This is a genomic window from Gilliamella sp. Nev6-6, assembly GCF_001690605.1.
Taxonomy (GTDB): domain Bacteria; phylum Pseudomonadota; class Gammaproteobacteria; order Enterobacterales; family Orbaceae; genus Gilliamella; species Gilliamella apicola_C.
This window is the reverse complement of record NZ_LZHP01000005.1, coordinates 17,795-35,651: the sequence shown is the minus strand read 5'-3', so window position 1 is coordinate 35,651 and position 17,857 is coordinate 17,795. Positions and strand designations below refer to the sequence as shown.

The window sequence follows — 17,857 nt, the reverse complement described above, 5'->3', positions numbered from 1 at the left end:
CTGAAGAACAAATAGATTTTCTAAATAAAAATAAAAATGATTTTCTTATCGCTGATTTTGCAGACAGAATACCGCTAATTCATGGGCAAGAAAGTAATTCAAGTACTTCACAAAACAACGGCGTTGGTGGCTCTTCAGACAGTAATAATATTGCTGGCTCTGGAAGTGTTGTCGCTGGAGGAGCCCCAGGATTACCGCCTGATGATGACGGAGATAATGATAAGCGACAAAATGAAAATAGCCAAAAATATCAAAAACAAAAACAAAAACAACAAGAGCGATTTGACGAATTAAAAGATATCTACGATAAAAATAACCCTACCACAGATTTAAAAATTGATGGGCAAACTATTCGGCAAGGTGCTAATGGAAATCGTTACTCCACTCGAATTTACGAAAGCCAAAATTTGACCGATAAACAAATATATAATTATGCGGAGGAACTAGCTGGACAGCCATTAACCAAAGTTAGAGATGGTATTTATACAGCACGATTACAAGATGGTACAAATATTACATTAAGAAATGTATCGAGCTCTAATACAGGTGCTCGTTGGACTATTGATATAAGAAATAGCCCAACTTTAACAAATTTATATAGAGGGTTGAGAACTGGAGCAGAAATTAAATTTAGGTAGGAAAAAATATGATAAATGAAAATGATTATAAAAATATTATTGATTGGTCAGAACTAAGAACTTTTAGTGGATTATGGAATTGTATTGCCCCTGATATGTTCCCTTCTCTAAAATCTAATGAAGAAAAATTTCCATTTCAAGAGAGAAAAGAACTCTTTTTTTATTTTGTGAAAAGATTATTAAAAGAAGGTCGACTTAAATTAGCAAAAAATGGTCAGTTATTAGGAGGCTCAATCGATGAACAAGTCAAACTGTTTTATGATGCTTTTCCAAAAACAGAAGACGACATGTTTGATAAACAAAAACTGATGGATGATTATTGGTTTTTTGATGAGTCTTGTCCAGCAGAAGCGGTGTGGGTTAATGAAGATGGTTCGTTAGAGTGGACTTAGTTTGCTGAGTTGTTTAAGCTTCTTGTAAATTTTGGGCATTAAATAGTTAAGGGTGATAGTTAATTTGTTAACCTGATATACCTTATAAAACTTTTATTTATTTGGTGGCAGTTAACACTGTCACCAAGTCCTCTAATAATAACTGAAGAATAATAGTTTTAAATTGATTTTTACACATAGTGCACTTGTTTTTGCCTATTCAAAATACAAAATAACACGCCAATCTACCGTTTTACTCACAAAAATTGGTCAGAAAACATATTGATTTTATTTGATTTTTTATTTTAAGAATGATGGCTAAGAATAACATGAACTCTTTTACAACATCATCGACCTAAAAGGGGCGGTCATCTCCTCGGAAGCCGAAGGCCCGAGCAAAAACCGCCTTGATACGGGCACAATAAGCTTTAGTGATATCGAAAACAAAGCGGACTACAAAGTCAGTAGCAGCAGTGCTGGCATTAGCTCCAGTGGCATGCCATCGATGCCAACTAGTCGTAATAAGTCAGAGAAGGCAAACTCGACGACGCAATCTGCGGTATCAGAAGGCACGATTATAATTCGCAACAAGGACGGACAACAACAGGATATTGATGATTTAAGCCAAGATACTGAGCAGGCGAATAACGAACTGAAACACATCTTTAACAAAGAAAAAGAGCAAGACATCATAGACCAAACACACTTAGTGAGTGAGATTGGCGGTGAAACCTTAACCATGCTCAATCATATCGACCGCATAAGCGCAGAATCTGCAGCGAACAAAAAGCTAAAAGAAGAGCAAAAAAAAGCGAAAGAGCAAGGCCTCGTTTTAACCGACGAGCAGGAACAGAAAATCTATGAAAAGGCCTACAACGATGCGATGAACGAAGGGATGTCAGCGATGGGCAGTGACACCCGTCAAGGCGTTGAAATGGCGGTTAACATTATTAATGGGCTAATCACGGGCGACATGACAGGGGCTGTTGCGGGGGCATTAGCACCGAAGATAGCCACCATAATCAAACAACAGACAGAAGGAAACACCGTCGCCAACACAATTAGCCATGCTATACTGGGCGCAGTAGTTGCTGAGCTACAAGGCAACTCAGCCTTAGCGGGAGGTTTAGGGGCAGCAGCGAGTGAACGTAGTGCTGAAGTCATAACGGGCATTTTATATCCGGATAAAGCAGTAACAGAGTTATCGCAAGAAGAGCGACAAAAAATCAGCGCACTATCCCAACTAGCTACAGGTCTTGCCATCGCAGCATCTGGTGGAGATATCCAAGATGTGAATACGGGGATTGCTGCGGGGAAAAATGCGGTTGAGAATAATAATTTAGCTAAAGCTACGTGGTATCTAGTACGCCCAAGTGAAATTGGCGCTCAAGTTAGTGTTAATGCCGTAGATCTATTGATGGCTAAAGGTCTTACAGCAGCAGAATCACAAGCGTTTTTAGAAAGCCTAACTTTGGAACAACGGCGACTAATTGATCTAGCATTAGTCGATCCAATGGGAGATGAATTCCTTGAAGACGCAGTACGAAAAACTTATGAGCGTTATTATAATGATTATAAAAACACAATAGCCATAGATCCTAATGATCAACCCAAATTAGAAGGGTATCCAATTCCAGAGCTGACTCCTCCTTTCCCAGGGTACGCGCCTATAGATCCAGATAAATTAGGCCCAAATCACACTGGGCATGATGGTGGTTTAGATGATATTGATATTCGCCATGATACTGGTGGAAATCAGATCCCAGATAAAGATTGGCGAGATTATGCTATAAACGCAGAAATAACTCGAGGAGAGCATGCGGAAATTAGAAATAAACAAGGACGCCCAGTAGGTCAAGTGATTAACGATATTGAAAACTCAAGGCCATCTGATATTCTTGTTCAGGATGATGGTCGATGGGTTGTCTTAGGCCCTAATGGTAGAGTTCATATTATTGAACCGGATGGTGAAGTTGTTACTTCTTATAAAAATCCTAGAAACAATACGACAAAACGAATTAAAGATGGTCGTTGGGGACGACCAAGTAGTGAAAAACTGCAAGAGTTCAGGGGTAAGTTTTCCAATTATTTTAAGGGGTGAATTATGGATTTATTAAAACAAGAATATGTAGCTAATGCAGTAACGTTATTTGATCTAAGACTTTCCGAAAGTGAAATTACTATATATTTAGATTGTGTTAATTTTATGTTGGAATACTGTACCAATGAGCAAATAAACCAACATACAGAATTCATGGATAAAGAAGAATTATCGTGGGTAAGAGATGATTTATTAGCGCTTATAAAAAGTATAGAGCATAAAGATTTTATTCCAGATAGATATAAATAATCAGTTTATACGTAGCAGCTCCAATTATTTTAAGAGGTAAGTTATGGATTTATTAAAACAAGAATATGTTGCTAATGCAGTGACTTTATTTGATTTAAGGCTTTCCGAAAGTGAAATTACTATATATCTAGATTGCATTAATTTTATGTTGGAATATTGTTCTGATGAACAAATAAACCAATATACAGCATGCATGGATAAAGAAGAATTATCGTGGAGAAGAGATGATTTATTAGTACTTATAAAAAGTATAGAGCATAAAGATTTTATTCCAGATAGATATAAATAATCAGTTTATACGTAGTGGTTCCAATTCTTTTAAGAGGTAAGTTGTGGATTTATTAAAACAAGAAATCGAAAAAGTCTTTACTTAATTGTAGTAGCTCAAACTTAACCTGACATAGCTTATAAAGCTTTTATTTGGTGGCAGTTAACACTGTCACCAAGTCCTCTAATAATAACTGAAGAATAATAGTTTTAAATTGATTTTTACACATAGTGCACTTGTTTTTCCCTATTCAAAATACAAAATAACACGCCAATCCACCGTTTTACTCACAAAAATTGGTCAGAAAAGATATTGATTTTATTTTATTTTTTATTTTAAGAATGATAGCTAAGAATAACATGAACTCTTTTACAACAACACCGACCTAAAAGGGGCAGTCATCTCCTCGGAAGCGAAAGATATCAGTAAAACCGCCTTGATACGGGTACAATAAGCTTTAGTGATATCGAAAACAAAGCGGACTATAAAGTCAGTAGCAGCAGTGTTGGCATTAGTTCCAGTGGCATGCCATCGATGCCAACCAGTCGTAACAAGTCAGAAAGCGCAAGAATTATCAAAATGAGGTGAATAATGACAATAAATCGACAAAAATTTACAGTAAAATTTAAACGAGGTGCAGCGACACGGGTAATTGGTACAGGAAGCCTACAGCACAATGGGGATAAGTAAACAGCAATGGGCCGTTGGGTTGCTTAGTTAAAGTTAGTGCTTGATGGCTATACGCCCAAATCAAAAGCGCTAACCCGAGAGCAACAAATAATTCAAGCCATGGAGAAAAAGGTAAAACGACTTAAATTGGAGGAAGAAATACTAAAAAGGCTACCGTTCTTTTAATGTCGGACGAATACAAAAATATGCGTTAAGCTATCAGTTAAGCGAGCAATATCCAATAAATAGATTTTGCGCATTATTTGCAGTATCTCAAGCAGCATTTTATAACCCTCGTTTGCTTCCGGAAAACAAAATCAGGCAATAACGCCGGCAACAGGTGAAATCCTCTTCAAACAAAGTAGAGGCTCAGCAGGCAGTCGAACGATAATCACAAAACTGAACCAGTAAGGTATCAAGATGGGTCGTTATAAGGTGAGAAAATTAATGAAAGAGGCAAAATTATACAGTAAGCAACCCAAAGCAAGGCATTTTAACCGTGCAACCGAGGAACAATTTGAACTACCCAATAAGCTATCAAGGAACTTTAACCCGACTATCCCAAATCAGGTATGGACAGGCGATATCACTTATATTTGGGCGGGAGGAAGATGGGGTTATTTGGCGATAGTAGCCGATTTGTACGCTCGACGGGTAGTGAGTTATAGCGTATCAGATAAAGCCGATAGTCAATTAGTGATTAGTGCATTAGACATGGCTTGGTCTTTACGAGGTAAACCAAAAGCTTTAATGTTCCATTCTGACCAAGGTTGCCAGTACTTATTAGTTGCATTCAGGCATCGCCTTAGTCGTTATGGAATAATACAAAGGGTTAGCCATCGTGGTAATTGTTGGGACAATGCGCCTACTGAACGCTTGTTCCGTAGTTTGAAAAGTGAATAGATCCCCAAGGCCGGTTATCGTCGTTTAGTTGAAACCAAGTCAGACATGTTCTGTTACTTATTCGGTTATTATAACCAAAGACGACCACATAGTTTTAACGCCGGTTTACCACTGACTATTGCAGAACAACCTAAATGGGTGTTTAAATACTTGACCATTATACATCCGTTCACCACCAGACGTTTTAAAAAAGGAGGCTTTGCTAAAGCATCGTTGATTTAATTGGCAAAATTTCATACCATTACCAAAATAATTATTTAAGGAGAATGGTATGAAAAAGTTAATGATTGCCAGTATGGTGGCTTTTTTGGTGGCTGGATGTGCTCAAGTAGATAGTAACTTAAGTTCATTTAGTGGTGTGACATATAAAGATTATAGTAATGAATATAAACTGATCGATACATATACTTTAACTAGTCACATAGATAAAAGTATGAAAGACATTAAGGTTTGTGTGTTACAAAACATAAGGGATAGGAATGTTGTTTTGTCTGATAATTCTAATGACTTTGTTGGTGCTAGCGGCCGTTATTACAGTATACCCTCTGTAACGGTATCATCTAGTAGCGGAGCAAGACAATATTTTGATGATGATATTATTGTTGTTGACGGCTTAACGCAGTATAACAATCCACAATCTTTTATCCCAATAATAAACTATGTTCGTTACACTTTATCGATAAAACAAGATAAAGACAAAAATAATACTCAATATTTTTTCAATAATATTACTCAGGCTCAGTCCACGACAGGCTCAATACCTAATAATGGGTTTAACCCTGTCGGTAACTGGAATGGAGCCAACCCGTCTATTATATTAAATACCTTGAATATCGAAAAGCAAAAAGTCGAAAATTGTTTAGGCAACTAATGTTTCATTAGTGCTCATATTTGTTGACAAACACACTCATCAAGCCCTCTTAGAGGGTTTTTTTATTATATAAAATTGACTGATCAAGCTAATATTAAATTTCAAGTTAAAGTTTGCTTTAAGTCATAATGGTTAATTTTTACATATATAATGCAATATAATAATAACTTTAATTTGCATTTAATGAGTTATTAATATGAATAATAAACGTAATGGTAGTTTGGCAAGGGCTAAAGCTTTAACTACACAGCAAAGAAGTGAAATAGGGAAGAAAGGCGCAAAAAAAGAGAAGAAAATAAAAATTTACCTATAGCAACACATATAGGTGAATTAAAAATAGGTGAAAATATATAAATAGTTAGCTAAATTTCATCAAGATCGTAAAACCTTGGGGTATAGTCGCAACAGCTATTCAAAAAACGCTATGAATAGGTCGGAAAATTAGCTCTTCAGGAAATAAGCGGCAAAAACTTTTAAGGCATTTTGCTTGGGAGTATGAAGATTATAAACCCTAGTAAATTGTAGTAGTGGATAGGCTACACTAAATGTCAGATTAAATAAAGGTTACTACGTATCATAACTGAGAAAAATATTCAAACATTACCATTTATAAGGTGATTTGAATGCCTTTTTAAAATATGTTTTCTCTGCCATTTTCTATCTTTTAATCAGTTGCAATATGTAACATCCAGTGAAACAGCATAAATAGCCCGCCAAATGATAAAATCAAGGTACAAAAAAAGGCGTATATTTGCTCGCTTTTGTTTAGTTTGTAATCTTTGTTGAACTTATCGGTTTGTTTTGAATTTACAAAATCTTTATTTGTCATAATCAGCTCCCTAAAAGCCCTCAAAAAAGGCAAACGGATGTAGAATGTGCTGTTTTTCCAGCTGTCAGAATGTTTGGCTATACTCAAGTGTGGCTTGTGAGTAGCAAATATCAGTTATAAATTGGTTGTAAAGGTCTGCGTCAATGCTTTTACTTTCTAGTTTTATTTTTAGTAATTCTATAATTTGCCAATCATTATCATTGTCAAAATTCTTGATTAATTCTTCAGCTCTGGTTTCAATCCATTCATCTTTAGCGTCTTGCATTTCGGTATTGTTTATCATGTTGCAATAAGCATTTTCGTAACTATTTTCTACAGCTCTATGTAACATCATCTATCTCCTTTCTTATTTCAAATTCAAGCGCACTTGTTTAAATGCGCTTTGATTTGAGCACTGATTTAATCGTCTAACTCATGTTCGTATAATGATAATTTTTCTCTCAATTCAGCAAGCGCAAGAGCTGATGCGACAATCGGCTGTGCGTGTTGTGACAGTATTTCCTTGAGATATATAACGAAAGCTTTCTCTGTTATCGTTTTCAAACTTTTTGAATCGAAATTTACCTGTGTTTTTGCGAATAAATCCCCGTTATCGTCAATTTCGACAATTAGCGTTAATTCAATTTCTTTTTTAGCCATGTTTTATCCCTTTGTTATCAAATTATTTGTTGTGCCTTATTGCCGTTCTTCATGAACCCACCAAGTGCCCGACGCAGGTTTAACGCCGTGCCGTTCGACTATCTATCAAAACCGCTCTATTGCTTAATTGTTTTGTTAAGGTGATTTGTTTTGATGTGACAATTACAACATAAGTTGTTATTAATATCAACATCTAAAGTTGTTATTTTTTGGGGGAGTTGTTAAATTGTTGTTTCTGTGCAATTAATTGTTGTTTGATTGCTTGTTTTTTGAGCGATAAAGTGTTTTGAAGTTGTAGGTGAGGAATTTTAGGCATGAAAAAACCGCATGAAACGGGTGGGGGGATTTAAGCTATAAGATTGAGTTCAGCCCGCTCAATTCTTTTTAATGCTTGCTGCGGAGTGTTTACAGGGGTAACTATGATTGAGTGCCTATCTCCAACTTCTTCTAGCGTTAATAAAGCATCATTTAATCGCTTCATTTGTCGCTTGCTAAATGTGATATCATCTTCAGTCGGTCTATAGACAATAAGCTCATGTGTACTTCGTGTAAAGAGATTATCATGATCCTTGATAGCAAATAAATCTAACAATCTTGCTTTGTTTTTATCTAAATCTGTCCCTATGTTATTTGGTCTTAATCTTTCGGTATTAATTGCCGAGCGATCACTCAGGAAAAATATCTTAGCAGCTCTAGCTTCTGATACAACCTTAAATTCTCTATCAAAATAACGATCGAAGCTTGGATGATTATTTATAGTTATATCTTTTAATAATTTTGACCAAGTGTTATCTGATGAATATTGGTCATTCTCTTGATCGTTAGAATAAAAATCAAGGGACGATAGGCTTGATGTTAGCATCACCGCTTGCCTAAGAACTCCGATAATATCACCGGATGAGGTGCTTTTTATTTTACCCAAAACAACACCTTGCATAGGAACGTTCCAGTTTTCTAGAATTTTTGTTTTGCTTAGATGTGAAGTAAGGCTAGAAATAATTAATTCAATCAGAGCGTTAAACTGATCTGATTTGTTACCATACATAGCTTTAACCACGCACTGTCTAATAGATTGTCTAATTTTAAATTCACCCCCTTCACTAACAGCTACCACAGCGATAGTAAGTTTTTCTCCAGAGCCTATGATTGGCTCAAAATAAATTGGAGCCCAAATAGCTTTATAGGTTGGCGCTTTTGACATTGTGAATAATAATTTATTACTATCAAACATTTACAAAATCCATCTGGTTTGGGTTAATTCTATTGTTTATGATTTTTTGAATGAATTCACTACGGCTAGTTAAAAAATATAGTAACTCATTTTTCGATTTATGAGCAATAGGTATTTTATTAATAGCTTTAGCTATTAGATTGTTATTATTTATTTCTTCTATTTCTTCGCACCAAATAGTTAATCTGTTGCATAGCGCAATTTTATCTAATTTATGTTCACAAGATAACTCGGTAAATTTACATAGCAAATGATTAAATAATATATTATTCCAATCTTCCTCATAGTCTGGTGTAAATTTATCTAATGGCATTGATAAACCATGATCAATCATAGCTATATCTTTTCCATTGTATAATAAATTACCAGAATGTCGGTCGCGATTGATAATAAATTCATCAAAAAAAGACGCACTTTCAAGGGCGCTCCAGTTTTTAATTATTGAATGAAATTCAATATAATATGGATCTTGAATATTTAATTTATGATAGAGATTTGGATACCCAACATCAAGAGAACCGAAGCAGAAAACATCATTTTGGTCTAATAGTAATATGGGTTCAGGAATTGGTAAATTTATTAGTCTACCTAATATTGCGCAAATTAATTCTTTTAATATCTCAATGCCTTTTATATACTTCGCTACAACAGGATATTCTTCATTATCACAACAAGCGATACATCTGAAAGAACTATTTATGCCATCTTCGATAGGTTCCGAATCACTAATAATTCTTCCTACTTTTACCATATTGTCTGCCATCAAACATCATTCCTTACATTATTGATTTAAACTATTTAAAAATCGCCAAAGCAGTGAGTCATGTTTCCTTAATAACATCAATCACATTTCAAATGAACAATGAAATACTCGTCCGATTATTTGTATATTCTTCGCATCATCGACTTCATCTGGGTATTCCTCCGAGTTGTACGAAACGATTCTAATTTTTCCTGCTGGTAATAAATACAATCTTTTTAACCGACACAATCCATCTTGGCATATTGCATAAACATCGCCATCACGAATATCTTTTTGTAGTGTGTTTACAGCAACTGTTGCTCCATCTGGAATAACGGGCTCCATGCTATTTCCTTTAGCAGGAAAACAAACAACAAACTCTTTTTGTGCATTTTTTCTTCTAAAGAAAGATTTGCTAAATCTGAGCTTATAGCCGTTGTGATCTTCCATGCTTGAACAGCCATGTCCAGCTGCAAGTTCGATTGATTTAAAATATGGGACTTCAACTTCATCTTCATTCAACGGAGTTTTATCATCCCATTCATCCACTTCTCTTGTTGATAATTCGCTCATCGGCGTTCCATCTTTTTGTTGTTTAAGCGGAGCGCCTTCTCCTTTAGCTAACCATTCCACCGAAACACCTAAATAATCAGCGATCTTCAATAAATTTCTATTTGATTTGGTTTTACCTGTCATCAACTTCCATATTGTGGTCTGAGACATTCCAATCGCTTCTCCAAGCTTTGCTTGAGAAATCTTTTTTTCTTTCATTATTTTGGTTAATCGATCTGCTAATGTCATTTTTCAATCTCCTTTTTATTAAAACAAAATACAACCAAAGTTGTATAAAGTAAAACATCTTAAGTTGTTGACACTAACAAAAACACAAGCTAATATTTTACAACATAAGTTGTTAACAAGGGGTTTTATGAAAAACAAAGCAATTGAGAAAGCTATTTTGCTTACTGGAAGTCAAAAAAAATTAGCTGATGCATGTGGTAAAACGCAAACCTCAGTTTGGAAATGGTTACATGGCTTATCTGAAATTAGCCTTGAGAACGCACTTTTGATCGAGAAAGTAACTAATGGAGCCGTTACCGCTTGTGATATCAAACCAGATATATCAAAAATTTTTCAACCTAGACAGAACAATGACGACAGAGGCGATAATGAACACATTAAATAACGAAAACACACGTAGCCAATGCGCAAAAATATTCAACCACTTGCAAAGTGGCAAAACGATTAATCCGTTACCAGCGCTAAATAAATATGATTGCTTTAGGCTTGGCGCGCCAATTTACGATTTAAAACAAATCGGATTTAGCATTGATAAACGAATGATTACAGCGAAAAACGGTAAGAAATACGCTGAATACTCAATGAGGGTCAATTAATGAATGCTGTTGAAACATTAAAATTAATAGGACGTCCTAACGCTTATTATCCTCGCTTAGCGAAACCTCTCGGGGGAGTTGGCCCTGCTGTTTTATTCTCACAATTATTTTATTGGCAAGATAAGGCAACGTCCAATTTAGGTGTGTATAAAACACGTGATGAACTTGAGGATGAAACAGGCTTAACACATAACGAGCAACGAACGGCAATAAAAAAGCTATGTGAAAAAGGTGTGTTAATTGTTACCGAAAAAAGATTAGAGCACAAAACGTTTTACAAAATTGATAACGAAAAAGTTAATCAAGTTTTGAGTGATTTCGCCAACGCTATAATTCAATCATCACGACAAATAAAAAGTCGTCATCCCGATCTCTACAATGTAGATGTCGAGATGACTACAAAATCAAGTTCGTTATATCAAGAGAATACTACAAAGATTACTGCAGAAACTACTACAGAGAATACTACAGATATTATTGCGGATAAACCGCAAAACCCTAAACGGGCATGTCAGTTGCCTGATGAATTTAAACCGAACGAACATCATCGAGATATAGCGATAAATGAAAACGTCAATCTGGATAATGAGTTTGTGAAATTTAGGGATTACTGTTTGGCTAACGGTAAAAAATACATTGATTGGAATGCGGCGTTTAATAACTGGTTACGCAATGCAGGTAAATATCAAAAATTTAGCCAATCTAACAAACCTAAATTCATGACCCTTGCTGAACGAAATAGAGCCGTTCTAGAGAGCATGAGGAGTTAGTAATGGCAAAGATCACAGATGATTTTTTAGCAGTTATTGGCGGATTACTTGAGCTTTACGGGCAACAAGCAAGCACAACTAAAGTCAATATTTACTGGTCAACGCTTGGACAATATCCGATTAATTCATTAAAAGCAGCGGCAAACGCATGGGTAAGAAAAAGTCAATTTATGCCGAAGCCTGCGGATTTAATCAAACTAATGGGTGGTGCAAGCAATCATCTGTCACCAGATGAAGCATGGGCAATTGCAATACTGGCTAGTGATGAAACTAACACCGTTGTATGGACGGGTGAAATAGCAAAGGCATGGGCACAAGCAAAAATTGTCTATCAAAATGGCGACAAAATTGGCGCAAGAAGAACGTTTATTGATACCTATGAACGGCTTGTTGATAAATCAATGATGCATGGTCGTACTGCTGAAGTCTTTGTCTCATTAGGCAGTGATAAAGAAAAAAGAGTTGACGCTATAAATCATGCGGTTTTTACAGGGCTATTAACGCAAGATCGCGCTAATTATTATCTACCAAAACCAGAAAATACGTTCGCAATGCTTGAATGTAAAACCGAGCAGGGAGCATCAAGTAAAAGTCTGATGCATATTGCTAACATTAAACAGATGCTAAAAACAGCTAAAGCTTGTGCTACAAAGCATTAATCACTGTAAGTTAGGTTCTATCACATGTTAGATAACATAGCGTATGACTATGTTGTAGACCTGAAACAAGCGGTAGATTTGAAAAAAAGGTAGCAAATATCGCTACGATTTTATGCGCTAAATGTCCACAAACAAGGCTTAGCGCATAATAACCACAAATCAGGAAATATCATTGAATAGAGGATGAATTGATTAAAAAAATAGGTATTAAAAAGATTGGATGAATAAAAGAGTATCGTGAATCCCAAAACACACGACGGAACAAACCAAACAGATAAAAGCTGAGTATAAAGCAAGATTAAAAAATGAAGGAGAAAATGATGAGAGATACGAAAGATATTTTAACCGCCTGGAAAAACACACGCATTTTAAAGCGCATAGGAACCGAATACCCCTCTAAGTCAGCAGGTATTGACGGCGCACCAATGGATTTTAATTACCGTCAGTATTTAACAGAAGATGAAGCGCAGATTGTTGATAATGCTGTTTTAAGGCTCAAAGCGGATAATATTGAATATTGGGCGGTATTAACCTCTTTTTATCTACGTGACATTTCATGCAGTAAGCAAGCAAAAATATTAGGTAAGCAAACAACAGAAATGACAAAAATATTATTAGCAGCAGAATGTTTTATACGGGGGCACATTATTGAATTATTCCCAAAAGTGGCGTAGATAACCATGATTATAAAAAGAGGTATTTTGGATTGTTAATTAAAATTTATTTAAAACAAAATGTTATGTCTGATATAATCTAATTGGTCGTTGAATAAGCGGTTTAGCAAAAGCGCTTAAAAATTGGTAGAAAATTTTAGTTAATTATTTTATTTATAAAACAAATAGTTATAATTAGAGTGTTCCCTGTATACACAGGGATAAACCGCATTCTGTCAGAATAGGAATGAATTAAATTATGTGTTCCCTGTATACACAGGGATAAACCGAGCTGAAGGTCAACGGCTCAAATATTGCTAATGTGTTCCCTGTATACACAGGGATAAACCGCTTTACGAACTCGAACCTGTTCGGCAGTTGCGGTGTTCCCTGTATACACAGGGATAAACCGCCGTAAAAAAGGCTGATAACGAAACATACATCGTGTTCCCTGTATACACAGGGATAAACCGTATATTTACGTTAATTTGATTTAGCTAACGCCGTGTTCCCTGTATGCACAGGGATAACTGTATTAATGACAAATTTTTGACGTGGTCCGATCTAAAACGTTTTGTTATAGATAAATCTGTCAATGAAATTAATCATAAAAATGATCTCAATATTTCATATGAACCAAAAAATTGGACGTTCATTTACAGATATTGAATTTTTCATTGAAGTTGACCCAGATGCGAATTTTTTGGAGAATAAATTATGAGCAGAATTTTACTTGGGAAAAATAAAAGAAATGGGGAAAAATTTTATGAAGTTAAAAGTTTCAAGTATTTTATCAAATCATAATGAATCACTAATGAATATTTTAGGTGAAGATAATTTTGATATATTAAAAAATCAATTAGAGGTTAAGTAAATGAGTTTTAGTTTTATTAAAAATAAAATATTTACTAAATATAAATATTATGATTTATTCTATACCAATTCTGATTGGTTTACATTTTTTGAATTAAATCATTTTGAAGAAAAATTTATAATTGATGATTTAAATTTTTCTAATGTCACATTAATACTTGATAAGTTGCCAAATCATTTGAAGATAAAATTATATTCTGTAGTTAGTGATGAAGAATCCTCTTATAACGAAAAATATTTCGTTATAAGAGAAATCCAAAGCAAATATATGTTTTGTTCATTAACTAAAAATGTACACTCAAAACTTATTAAAAAGTTGAATGATTCTATCAAAAAAAATAAATGTGCCTTTTTTTGATTTATAATGAATTTGTATAGGGCGCATGTATAGGGCTTTAAATAGGTTTTGCGAAACCTATTTAAAGCCCTATTATTATATTGTGTTCCCTGTATACACAAGGATATACCAGTGCTTTTAGAAGCAATGAGTGAGCTTCGCCCCAAAATGGACAAATGCCATGCCAGTTAAATATAAGTATGTCAGGTTATTACCAAACGTGGGCTCAAATTAAATGGGCTATTTAGTTATATCAAAACATCTGATTAGCGATATAAAGTACGTTTAGGTGTAGCTTAGTGTACGATATCAGGAACAAAGGCGATGATATAACAGAAAAACGGCAAATCGGGTATGATAAAAGTCATTCAGAAAACTCATTGATTCTATTGAAGTTTTTAGGTGATGGTGAAAGGTAACATTAATGCTTTTACCACAAAACTACCTTATTTTAACTCTATGCCTAAAATTATTCATACACTAGAAATGGAGCTACAAATTATATAGTAATAAAAAAAGCGTGAAATATACAATAAAACACTTGACTGTTTAAACGTTTAAATATATGATATGTACATGATGCGTTTTTAAGCGCACAGAATTTAAGTCCACTAAAATAGTTGGGCTTTTTTTTGTTTCCATATGTAAGTCATTTTATGAGAGCACGAGCATATAGACGATATCAGGCTAAGCGATGTTTAGATAACAGAAAGCATGATTTTCATTCTGGCAATACTAGAAAATCGCTTAAAAAGCATGTAATAACACCGGTAGCCTGTTCTTGTTGGATGTGTGGTAATCCAAGAAAATATCATAAATCATTAACTTTACAAGAGCATCGCTCATTATTGAATTTAAAAGAAAGCCTCATTTAGAGGCTTTTTTACTATTTAAACAAAACTTTATAGATAAAACCTCATAGACAAAGCTTTACCGTATCAACCATAAATTAAACTTGCAAACTATCTAAGTTTTCACTTATTTACATTAATTAATGCAATCTTAACTACCTTGATTTTTTAAGATTTTATTGTTATAGTTAAGATCAAAAGCGAGGCTCTTCTCGCCTTTGATACTACTAAAAAGCTGGAAAACTTAAATAGGAGTAGAAGAACAATGATTAGTATTTTCATTTTTCTTCTCCTTATCCCAACTTAGATCGAGGGTTTACTTTTTCAAGTTTCTTGCTTGGTACTTATAGTTAATTGAGTGCGATGATTTTTAATTAGAACGCTCGATATTTTTATTTATTTTGGAGTTGTTTTTTAAACGGATTTATGAAAAAGTTTATCATCTCGCTTGTGCTTGTTTCTTTTTTTGCTAATTCAACACAAAACTTTAATACAGCAAAAAACCAATTAACTAAATTGTATAAATCAAACCCAAAACAAACTGAGTTTTATTGCGCTTGCGAATTTAGCTTTAACGATAAAAAGGGCGTTGTTGATTTTGGTAAATGTGGTTACAAACCCAGAAAAAATGAAGTTCGAGCTTCTCGCATAGAATGGGAACATGTCATGCCAGCCGAAAATTTTGGGCGCCATTTACAATGTTGGCGAGATGGTGGACGTAAGGCGTGTAAAAAAGATGCTACGTTTAATCTGATGGAAGGTGACATGCATAATCTACAACCTGCAATTGGCGAAGTTAACGGTGATCGTTCTAACTACCGATACTCGCAATTCACTAATCAATTTAATCAGTATGGACAATGTCAATCTGCAGTTGACTTTAAAGCTCGTCAATTTCAACCACGTGACGAGATTCGAGGCATAATTGCACGCACTCATTTTTATATGTCAGATAAATACAACATTAACTTATCGGATTCTGAGCACAAATTAATGACAGCGTGGAATAAAATGTATCCGCCTGAACAATGGGAATGCAAGCGCAATCAACAAATTAAACAAATTCAGGGTCATGATAATAAATTTATTACAGAGCAATGTAATAAAGAAAGCCTCAATTAGAGGCTTTTTTGTTATCAAGGTAAAATTTCACAGCATCAACAATAAGCTTGGCTTGAGGAATATCTAAGCTTTTACTTGCTTGTTCAATTAATGCGATATCATCAACGTGTAGTTTGAAGCCTTTCACTTTAATTCCTCGTTTTTGGTCACTTTTTTGATTAATTTCAACTCTTGTTAATGCCATGTTATCCGCCTTGATTTTTTAAAATTAAATTGTTATATTTAAGGTTATCGGAGAGGTTTCCTTCTCCTTTGAACTACTTCAGAATGCTGGCGAGTTTATCAAAAGTAGCAGAATTAAAATGAATATTTTCTTTTTCATTTTTCTTCTCCTTAAGCCCTTGTCTTAGGTCGGGGGTTTACCTTATCAAGTCCTTTACTTGATGTTTATTGTTGTAAGTTAACTTACACTAAAGGTCAACAATCTTTATCTAACTAATTTTAATTTTTTATAGATTTATTACCGAATAAAATTAATGAAGTCTTATATGTATTTTTGTGGTTTATCTGTCAAAAGATAAATAGTTGTTGTATTGCTACTTTAAGTTGAATATAATTTTTCCGTTATTCCTAAGGATTTTTTCATCAATTCTAATTGTGGCAATATAATAATGAAGAGTAAAGTAGCAGTTGCGGTATTGTTATCTACGAGTTTAGTCTCTTTGAATTCAGCTGCGTCTGGAGCTATGGCTTTGTCCTCTCAGTATCAAACAAAAAGTGAAATTAACCACGAAGATATTAAAATGATAAATTTAAAAAATAAAGTAATCAATTATTTTAATATTGACTTGGTTAAAGCATTGAAAGATTCAGAAAATATTTTATATGAAATAACTGATGATTTTTCCTGTGATTTTATAAAAAATTATGACTTTTCTGCAATGCTAAAAAATTTAGTTTCTGTGGAGTCCTCAGCTTTTACATTCATAAATAATAATTTAATTACAAAGATGGATATTAAAGATTCACTTCGCTTAATATTGTCTTTGAAAAATAAAATTACAAGAATAATGCAAATAAGGGATTCACTTGATGTGGTTCCAACTTATTATAATAGTGGAATAAATACAACTCATATTTTATCGTTAGCAAACAATACAACTAATAAATTATTAAGCGAAATCAAAAACAAGGCTTAGTAATCATGGTTGATGTTATAATTTTAGAGGAAGCCAGATATTTATTTGCTGATACATTTATAGAATTCCCTAATTTTGAAAATCAATTAATTAGTGTTTTTAAAGAATATATAGAAAGTAATCGAACAAAAGTGCCTGATATTTTTGGACGTGATGTTCCGTATAGGCAACCAAACAGGCTCTATGAGCTAAATGTTCAACATATTCATTTAAAGTTGCCTCCAAACCGATTCCCAAAGAACCAGCCTCAATATTATAGATGCAACGCCACTAAAGAGCCTAATAAGGATATTTTTCTTGTTTATGTTATTTCAGATTTTAATCCTAAGAGATTTGCGCTGTTAGCAATATTAAGACCACATGCTCATAAGAAAAGTAAAGAAAGAAGAATATTAAATTTATTTTGTCAATTGGCTGAAAAATATCAAGAACAAGAATTCGAGTTATATTGTGCAACTGATTAGCCCACGAGATATTTTACATTCACCGCTTAATTACGGTTTTTTATATCCAAAGTTACCCCTACGCCACTTTCTATAATTCAA

At 34.1% G+C, this 17,857-nt stretch carries 23 protein-coding genes, 1 pseudogene and 1 CRISPR repeat array; of the genes and pseudogenes, 17 read left to right on the top strand and 7 right to left on the bottom strand.

Going from position 1 to position 17,857, the window contains the following annotated elements:
• From A9G42_RS14010 to A9G42_RS00715, 7 genes and pseudogenes are all read left to right on the top strand, one after another.
• The coding region (locus A9G42_RS14010; RefSeq protein ID WP_218837729.1) for a hypothetical protein at nt 1-638 on the top strand (638 nt) is incomplete at its 5' end.
• 8 nt (nt 639-646) lie between these two features.
• Nucleotides 647-1,030, top strand: a complete 384-nt coding sequence (locus tag A9G42_RS00740) for a DUF596 domain-containing protein (protein ID WP_065587967.1) — start codon at nt 647-649, stop codon at nt 1,028-1,030.
• 484 nt (nt 1,031-1,514) lie between these two features.
• Complete coding sequence (locus tag A9G42_RS00735) at nt 1,515-3,110, top strand: VENN motif pre-toxin domain-containing protein (RefSeq protein WP_065652354.1); 1,596 nt, start codon at nt 1,515-1,517, stop codon at nt 3,108-3,110.
• A gap of 3 nt (nt 3,111-3,113) precedes the next feature.
• A complete protein-coding gene (locus A9G42_RS00730) occupies nt 3,114-3,359 on the top strand; it encodes a hypothetical protein (protein WP_065580099.1) in 246 nt (81 codons plus the stop codon).
• Nucleotides 3,360-3,402: 43 nt separating this feature from the next.
• Nucleotides 3,403-3,648 carry a hypothetical protein gene (locus tag A9G42_RS00725; RefSeq protein ID WP_065652353.1) on the top strand — a complete coding sequence of 82 codons (246 nt, stop codon included), beginning with the start codon at nt 3,403-3,405 and terminating at the stop codon, nt 3,646-3,648.
• A gap of 570 nt (nt 3,649-4,218) precedes the next feature.
• Nucleotides 4,219-5,307 (top strand): annotated as a pseudogene (locus tag A9G42_RS13065) (IS3 family transposase); the annotation flags it as partial.
• Nucleotides 5,308-5,470: 163 nt separating this feature from the next.
• A complete protein-coding gene (locus A9G42_RS00715) occupies nt 5,471-6,070 on the top strand; it encodes a hypothetical protein (RefSeq protein WP_065642951.1) in 600 nt (199 codons plus the stop codon).
• Nucleotides 6,071-6,734: 664 nt separating this feature from the next.
• Here A9G42_RS00715 and A9G42_RS13750 read toward each other — a convergent pair.
• From A9G42_RS13750 to A9G42_RS00690, 6 genes are all read right to left on the bottom strand, one after another.
• Nucleotides 6,735-6,899, bottom strand: a complete 165-nt coding sequence (locus A9G42_RS13750; RefSeq protein ID WP_176700707.1) for a hypothetical protein — start codon at nt 6,897-6,899, stop codon at nt 6,735-6,737.
• A gap of 64 nt (nt 6,900-6,963) precedes the next feature.
• Nucleotides 6,964-7,233, bottom strand: a complete 270-nt coding sequence (locus tag A9G42_RS00710; RefSeq protein WP_143426064.1) for a hypothetical protein — start codon at nt 7,231-7,233, stop codon at nt 6,964-6,966.
• A gap of 65 nt (nt 7,234-7,298) precedes the next feature.
• Complete coding sequence (locus A9G42_RS00705; RefSeq protein WP_065652350.1) at nt 7,299-7,538, bottom strand: hypothetical protein; 240 nt, start codon at nt 7,536-7,538, stop codon at nt 7,299-7,301.
• 346 nt (nt 7,539-7,884) lie between these two features.
• Nucleotides 7,885-8,769, bottom strand: a complete 885-nt coding sequence (locus tag A9G42_RS00700; protein WP_065652349.1) for a hypothetical protein — start codon at nt 8,767-8,769, stop codon at nt 7,885-7,887.
• A complete protein-coding gene (locus tag A9G42_RS00695) occupies nt 8,762-9,532 on the bottom strand; it encodes a HipA family kinase (protein WP_065568064.1) in 771 nt (256 codons plus the stop codon). Before A9G42_RS00695 ends, A9G42_RS00700 begins: the two co-directional genes overlap by 8 nt.
• 81 nt (nt 9,533-9,613) lie before the next feature.
• Nucleotides 9,614-10,312 carry an XRE family transcriptional regulator gene (locus A9G42_RS00690; protein ID WP_141673667.1) on the bottom strand — a complete coding sequence of 233 codons (699 nt, stop codon included), beginning with the start codon at nt 10,310-10,312 and terminating at the stop codon, nt 9,614-9,616.
• Between the two features lie 127 nt (nt 10,313-10,439).
• On the opposite strand from A9G42_RS00690, the gene A9G42_RS00685 reads away from it, so the two are divergent.
• From A9G42_RS00685 to A9G42_RS00655, 8 genes are all read left to right on the top strand, one after another.
• Nucleotides 10,440-10,697 (top strand): transcriptional regulator, encoded by a 258-nt coding sequence (locus A9G42_RS00685; RefSeq protein ID WP_065652348.1) that lies wholly within the window; start codon nt 10,440-10,442, stop codon nt 10,695-10,697.
• Complete coding sequence (locus A9G42_RS00680) at nt 10,681-10,908, top strand: helix-turn-helix domain-containing protein (protein ID WP_065652347.1); 228 nt, start codon at nt 10,681-10,683, stop codon at nt 10,906-10,908. Before A9G42_RS00685 ends, A9G42_RS00680 begins: the two co-directional genes overlap by 17 nt.
• Nucleotides 10,908-11,678: a hypothetical protein gene (locus A9G42_RS00675; protein WP_065642948.1), complete on the top strand. Its 771-nt coding sequence runs from the start codon at nt 10,908-10,910 to the stop codon at nt 11,676-11,678. Before A9G42_RS00680 ends, A9G42_RS00675 begins: the two co-directional genes overlap by 1 nt.
• A gap of 2 nt (nt 11,679-11,680) precedes the next feature.
• Complete coding sequence (locus A9G42_RS00670; protein ID WP_065568061.1) at nt 11,681-12,337, top strand: hypothetical protein; 657 nt, start codon at nt 11,681-11,683, stop codon at nt 12,335-12,337.
• 320 nt (nt 12,338-12,657) lie between these two features.
• Nucleotides 12,658-13,011: an antiterminator Q family protein gene (locus A9G42_RS00665; RefSeq protein WP_065568060.1), complete on the top strand. Its 354-nt coding sequence runs from the start codon at nt 12,658-12,660 to the stop codon at nt 13,009-13,011.
• A 179-nt stretch (nt 13,012-13,190) separates the two neighbouring features.
• Nucleotides 13,191-13,524: a CRISPR direct-repeat array (repeat unit 29 nt; unit sequence GTGTTCCCTGTATACACAGGGATAAACCG).
• Nucleotides 13,525-13,659: a RepB family plasmid replication initiator protein gene (locus A9G42_RS14570; protein ID WP_143426066.1), complete on the top strand. Its 135-nt coding sequence runs from the start codon at nt 13,525-13,527 to the stop codon at nt 13,657-13,659.
• Nucleotides 13,660-13,864: 205 nt separating this feature from the next.
• A complete protein-coding gene (locus A9G42_RS00660; protein ID WP_065652346.1) occupies nt 13,865-14,221 on the top strand; it encodes a hypothetical protein in 357 nt (118 codons plus the stop codon).
• Between the two features lie 1,256 nt (nt 14,222-15,477).
• Nucleotides 15,478-16,173, top strand: a complete 696-nt coding sequence (locus A9G42_RS00655) for an endonuclease (RefSeq protein WP_065652345.1) — start codon at nt 15,478-15,480, stop codon at nt 16,171-16,173.
• On the opposite strand, the gene A9G42_RS00650 is transcribed toward A9G42_RS00655, so the two are convergent.
• Nucleotides 16,166-16,357 carry a hypothetical protein gene (locus tag A9G42_RS00650; RefSeq protein WP_065568057.1) on the bottom strand — a complete coding sequence of 64 codons (192 nt, stop codon included), beginning with the start codon at nt 16,355-16,357 and terminating at the stop codon, nt 16,166-16,168. The two genes, A9G42_RS00655 and A9G42_RS00650, sit on opposite strands and share 8 nt — an antisense overlap.
• Before the next feature lie 427 nt (nt 16,358-16,784).
• On the opposite strand from A9G42_RS00650, the gene A9G42_RS00645 reads away from it, so the two are divergent.
• Complete coding sequence (locus tag A9G42_RS00645) at nt 16,785-17,312, top strand: hypothetical protein (RefSeq protein ID WP_065642946.1); 528 nt, start codon at nt 16,785-16,787, stop codon at nt 17,310-17,312.
• Between the two features lie 5 nt (nt 17,313-17,317).
• Nucleotides 17,318-17,776 carry a type II toxin-antitoxin system YafO family toxin gene (locus A9G42_RS00640; protein ID WP_065568055.1) on the top strand — a complete coding sequence of 153 codons (459 nt, stop codon included), beginning with the start codon at nt 17,318-17,320 and terminating at the stop codon, nt 17,774-17,776.
• Nucleotides 17,777-17,857 lie beyond the last annotated feature (81 nt).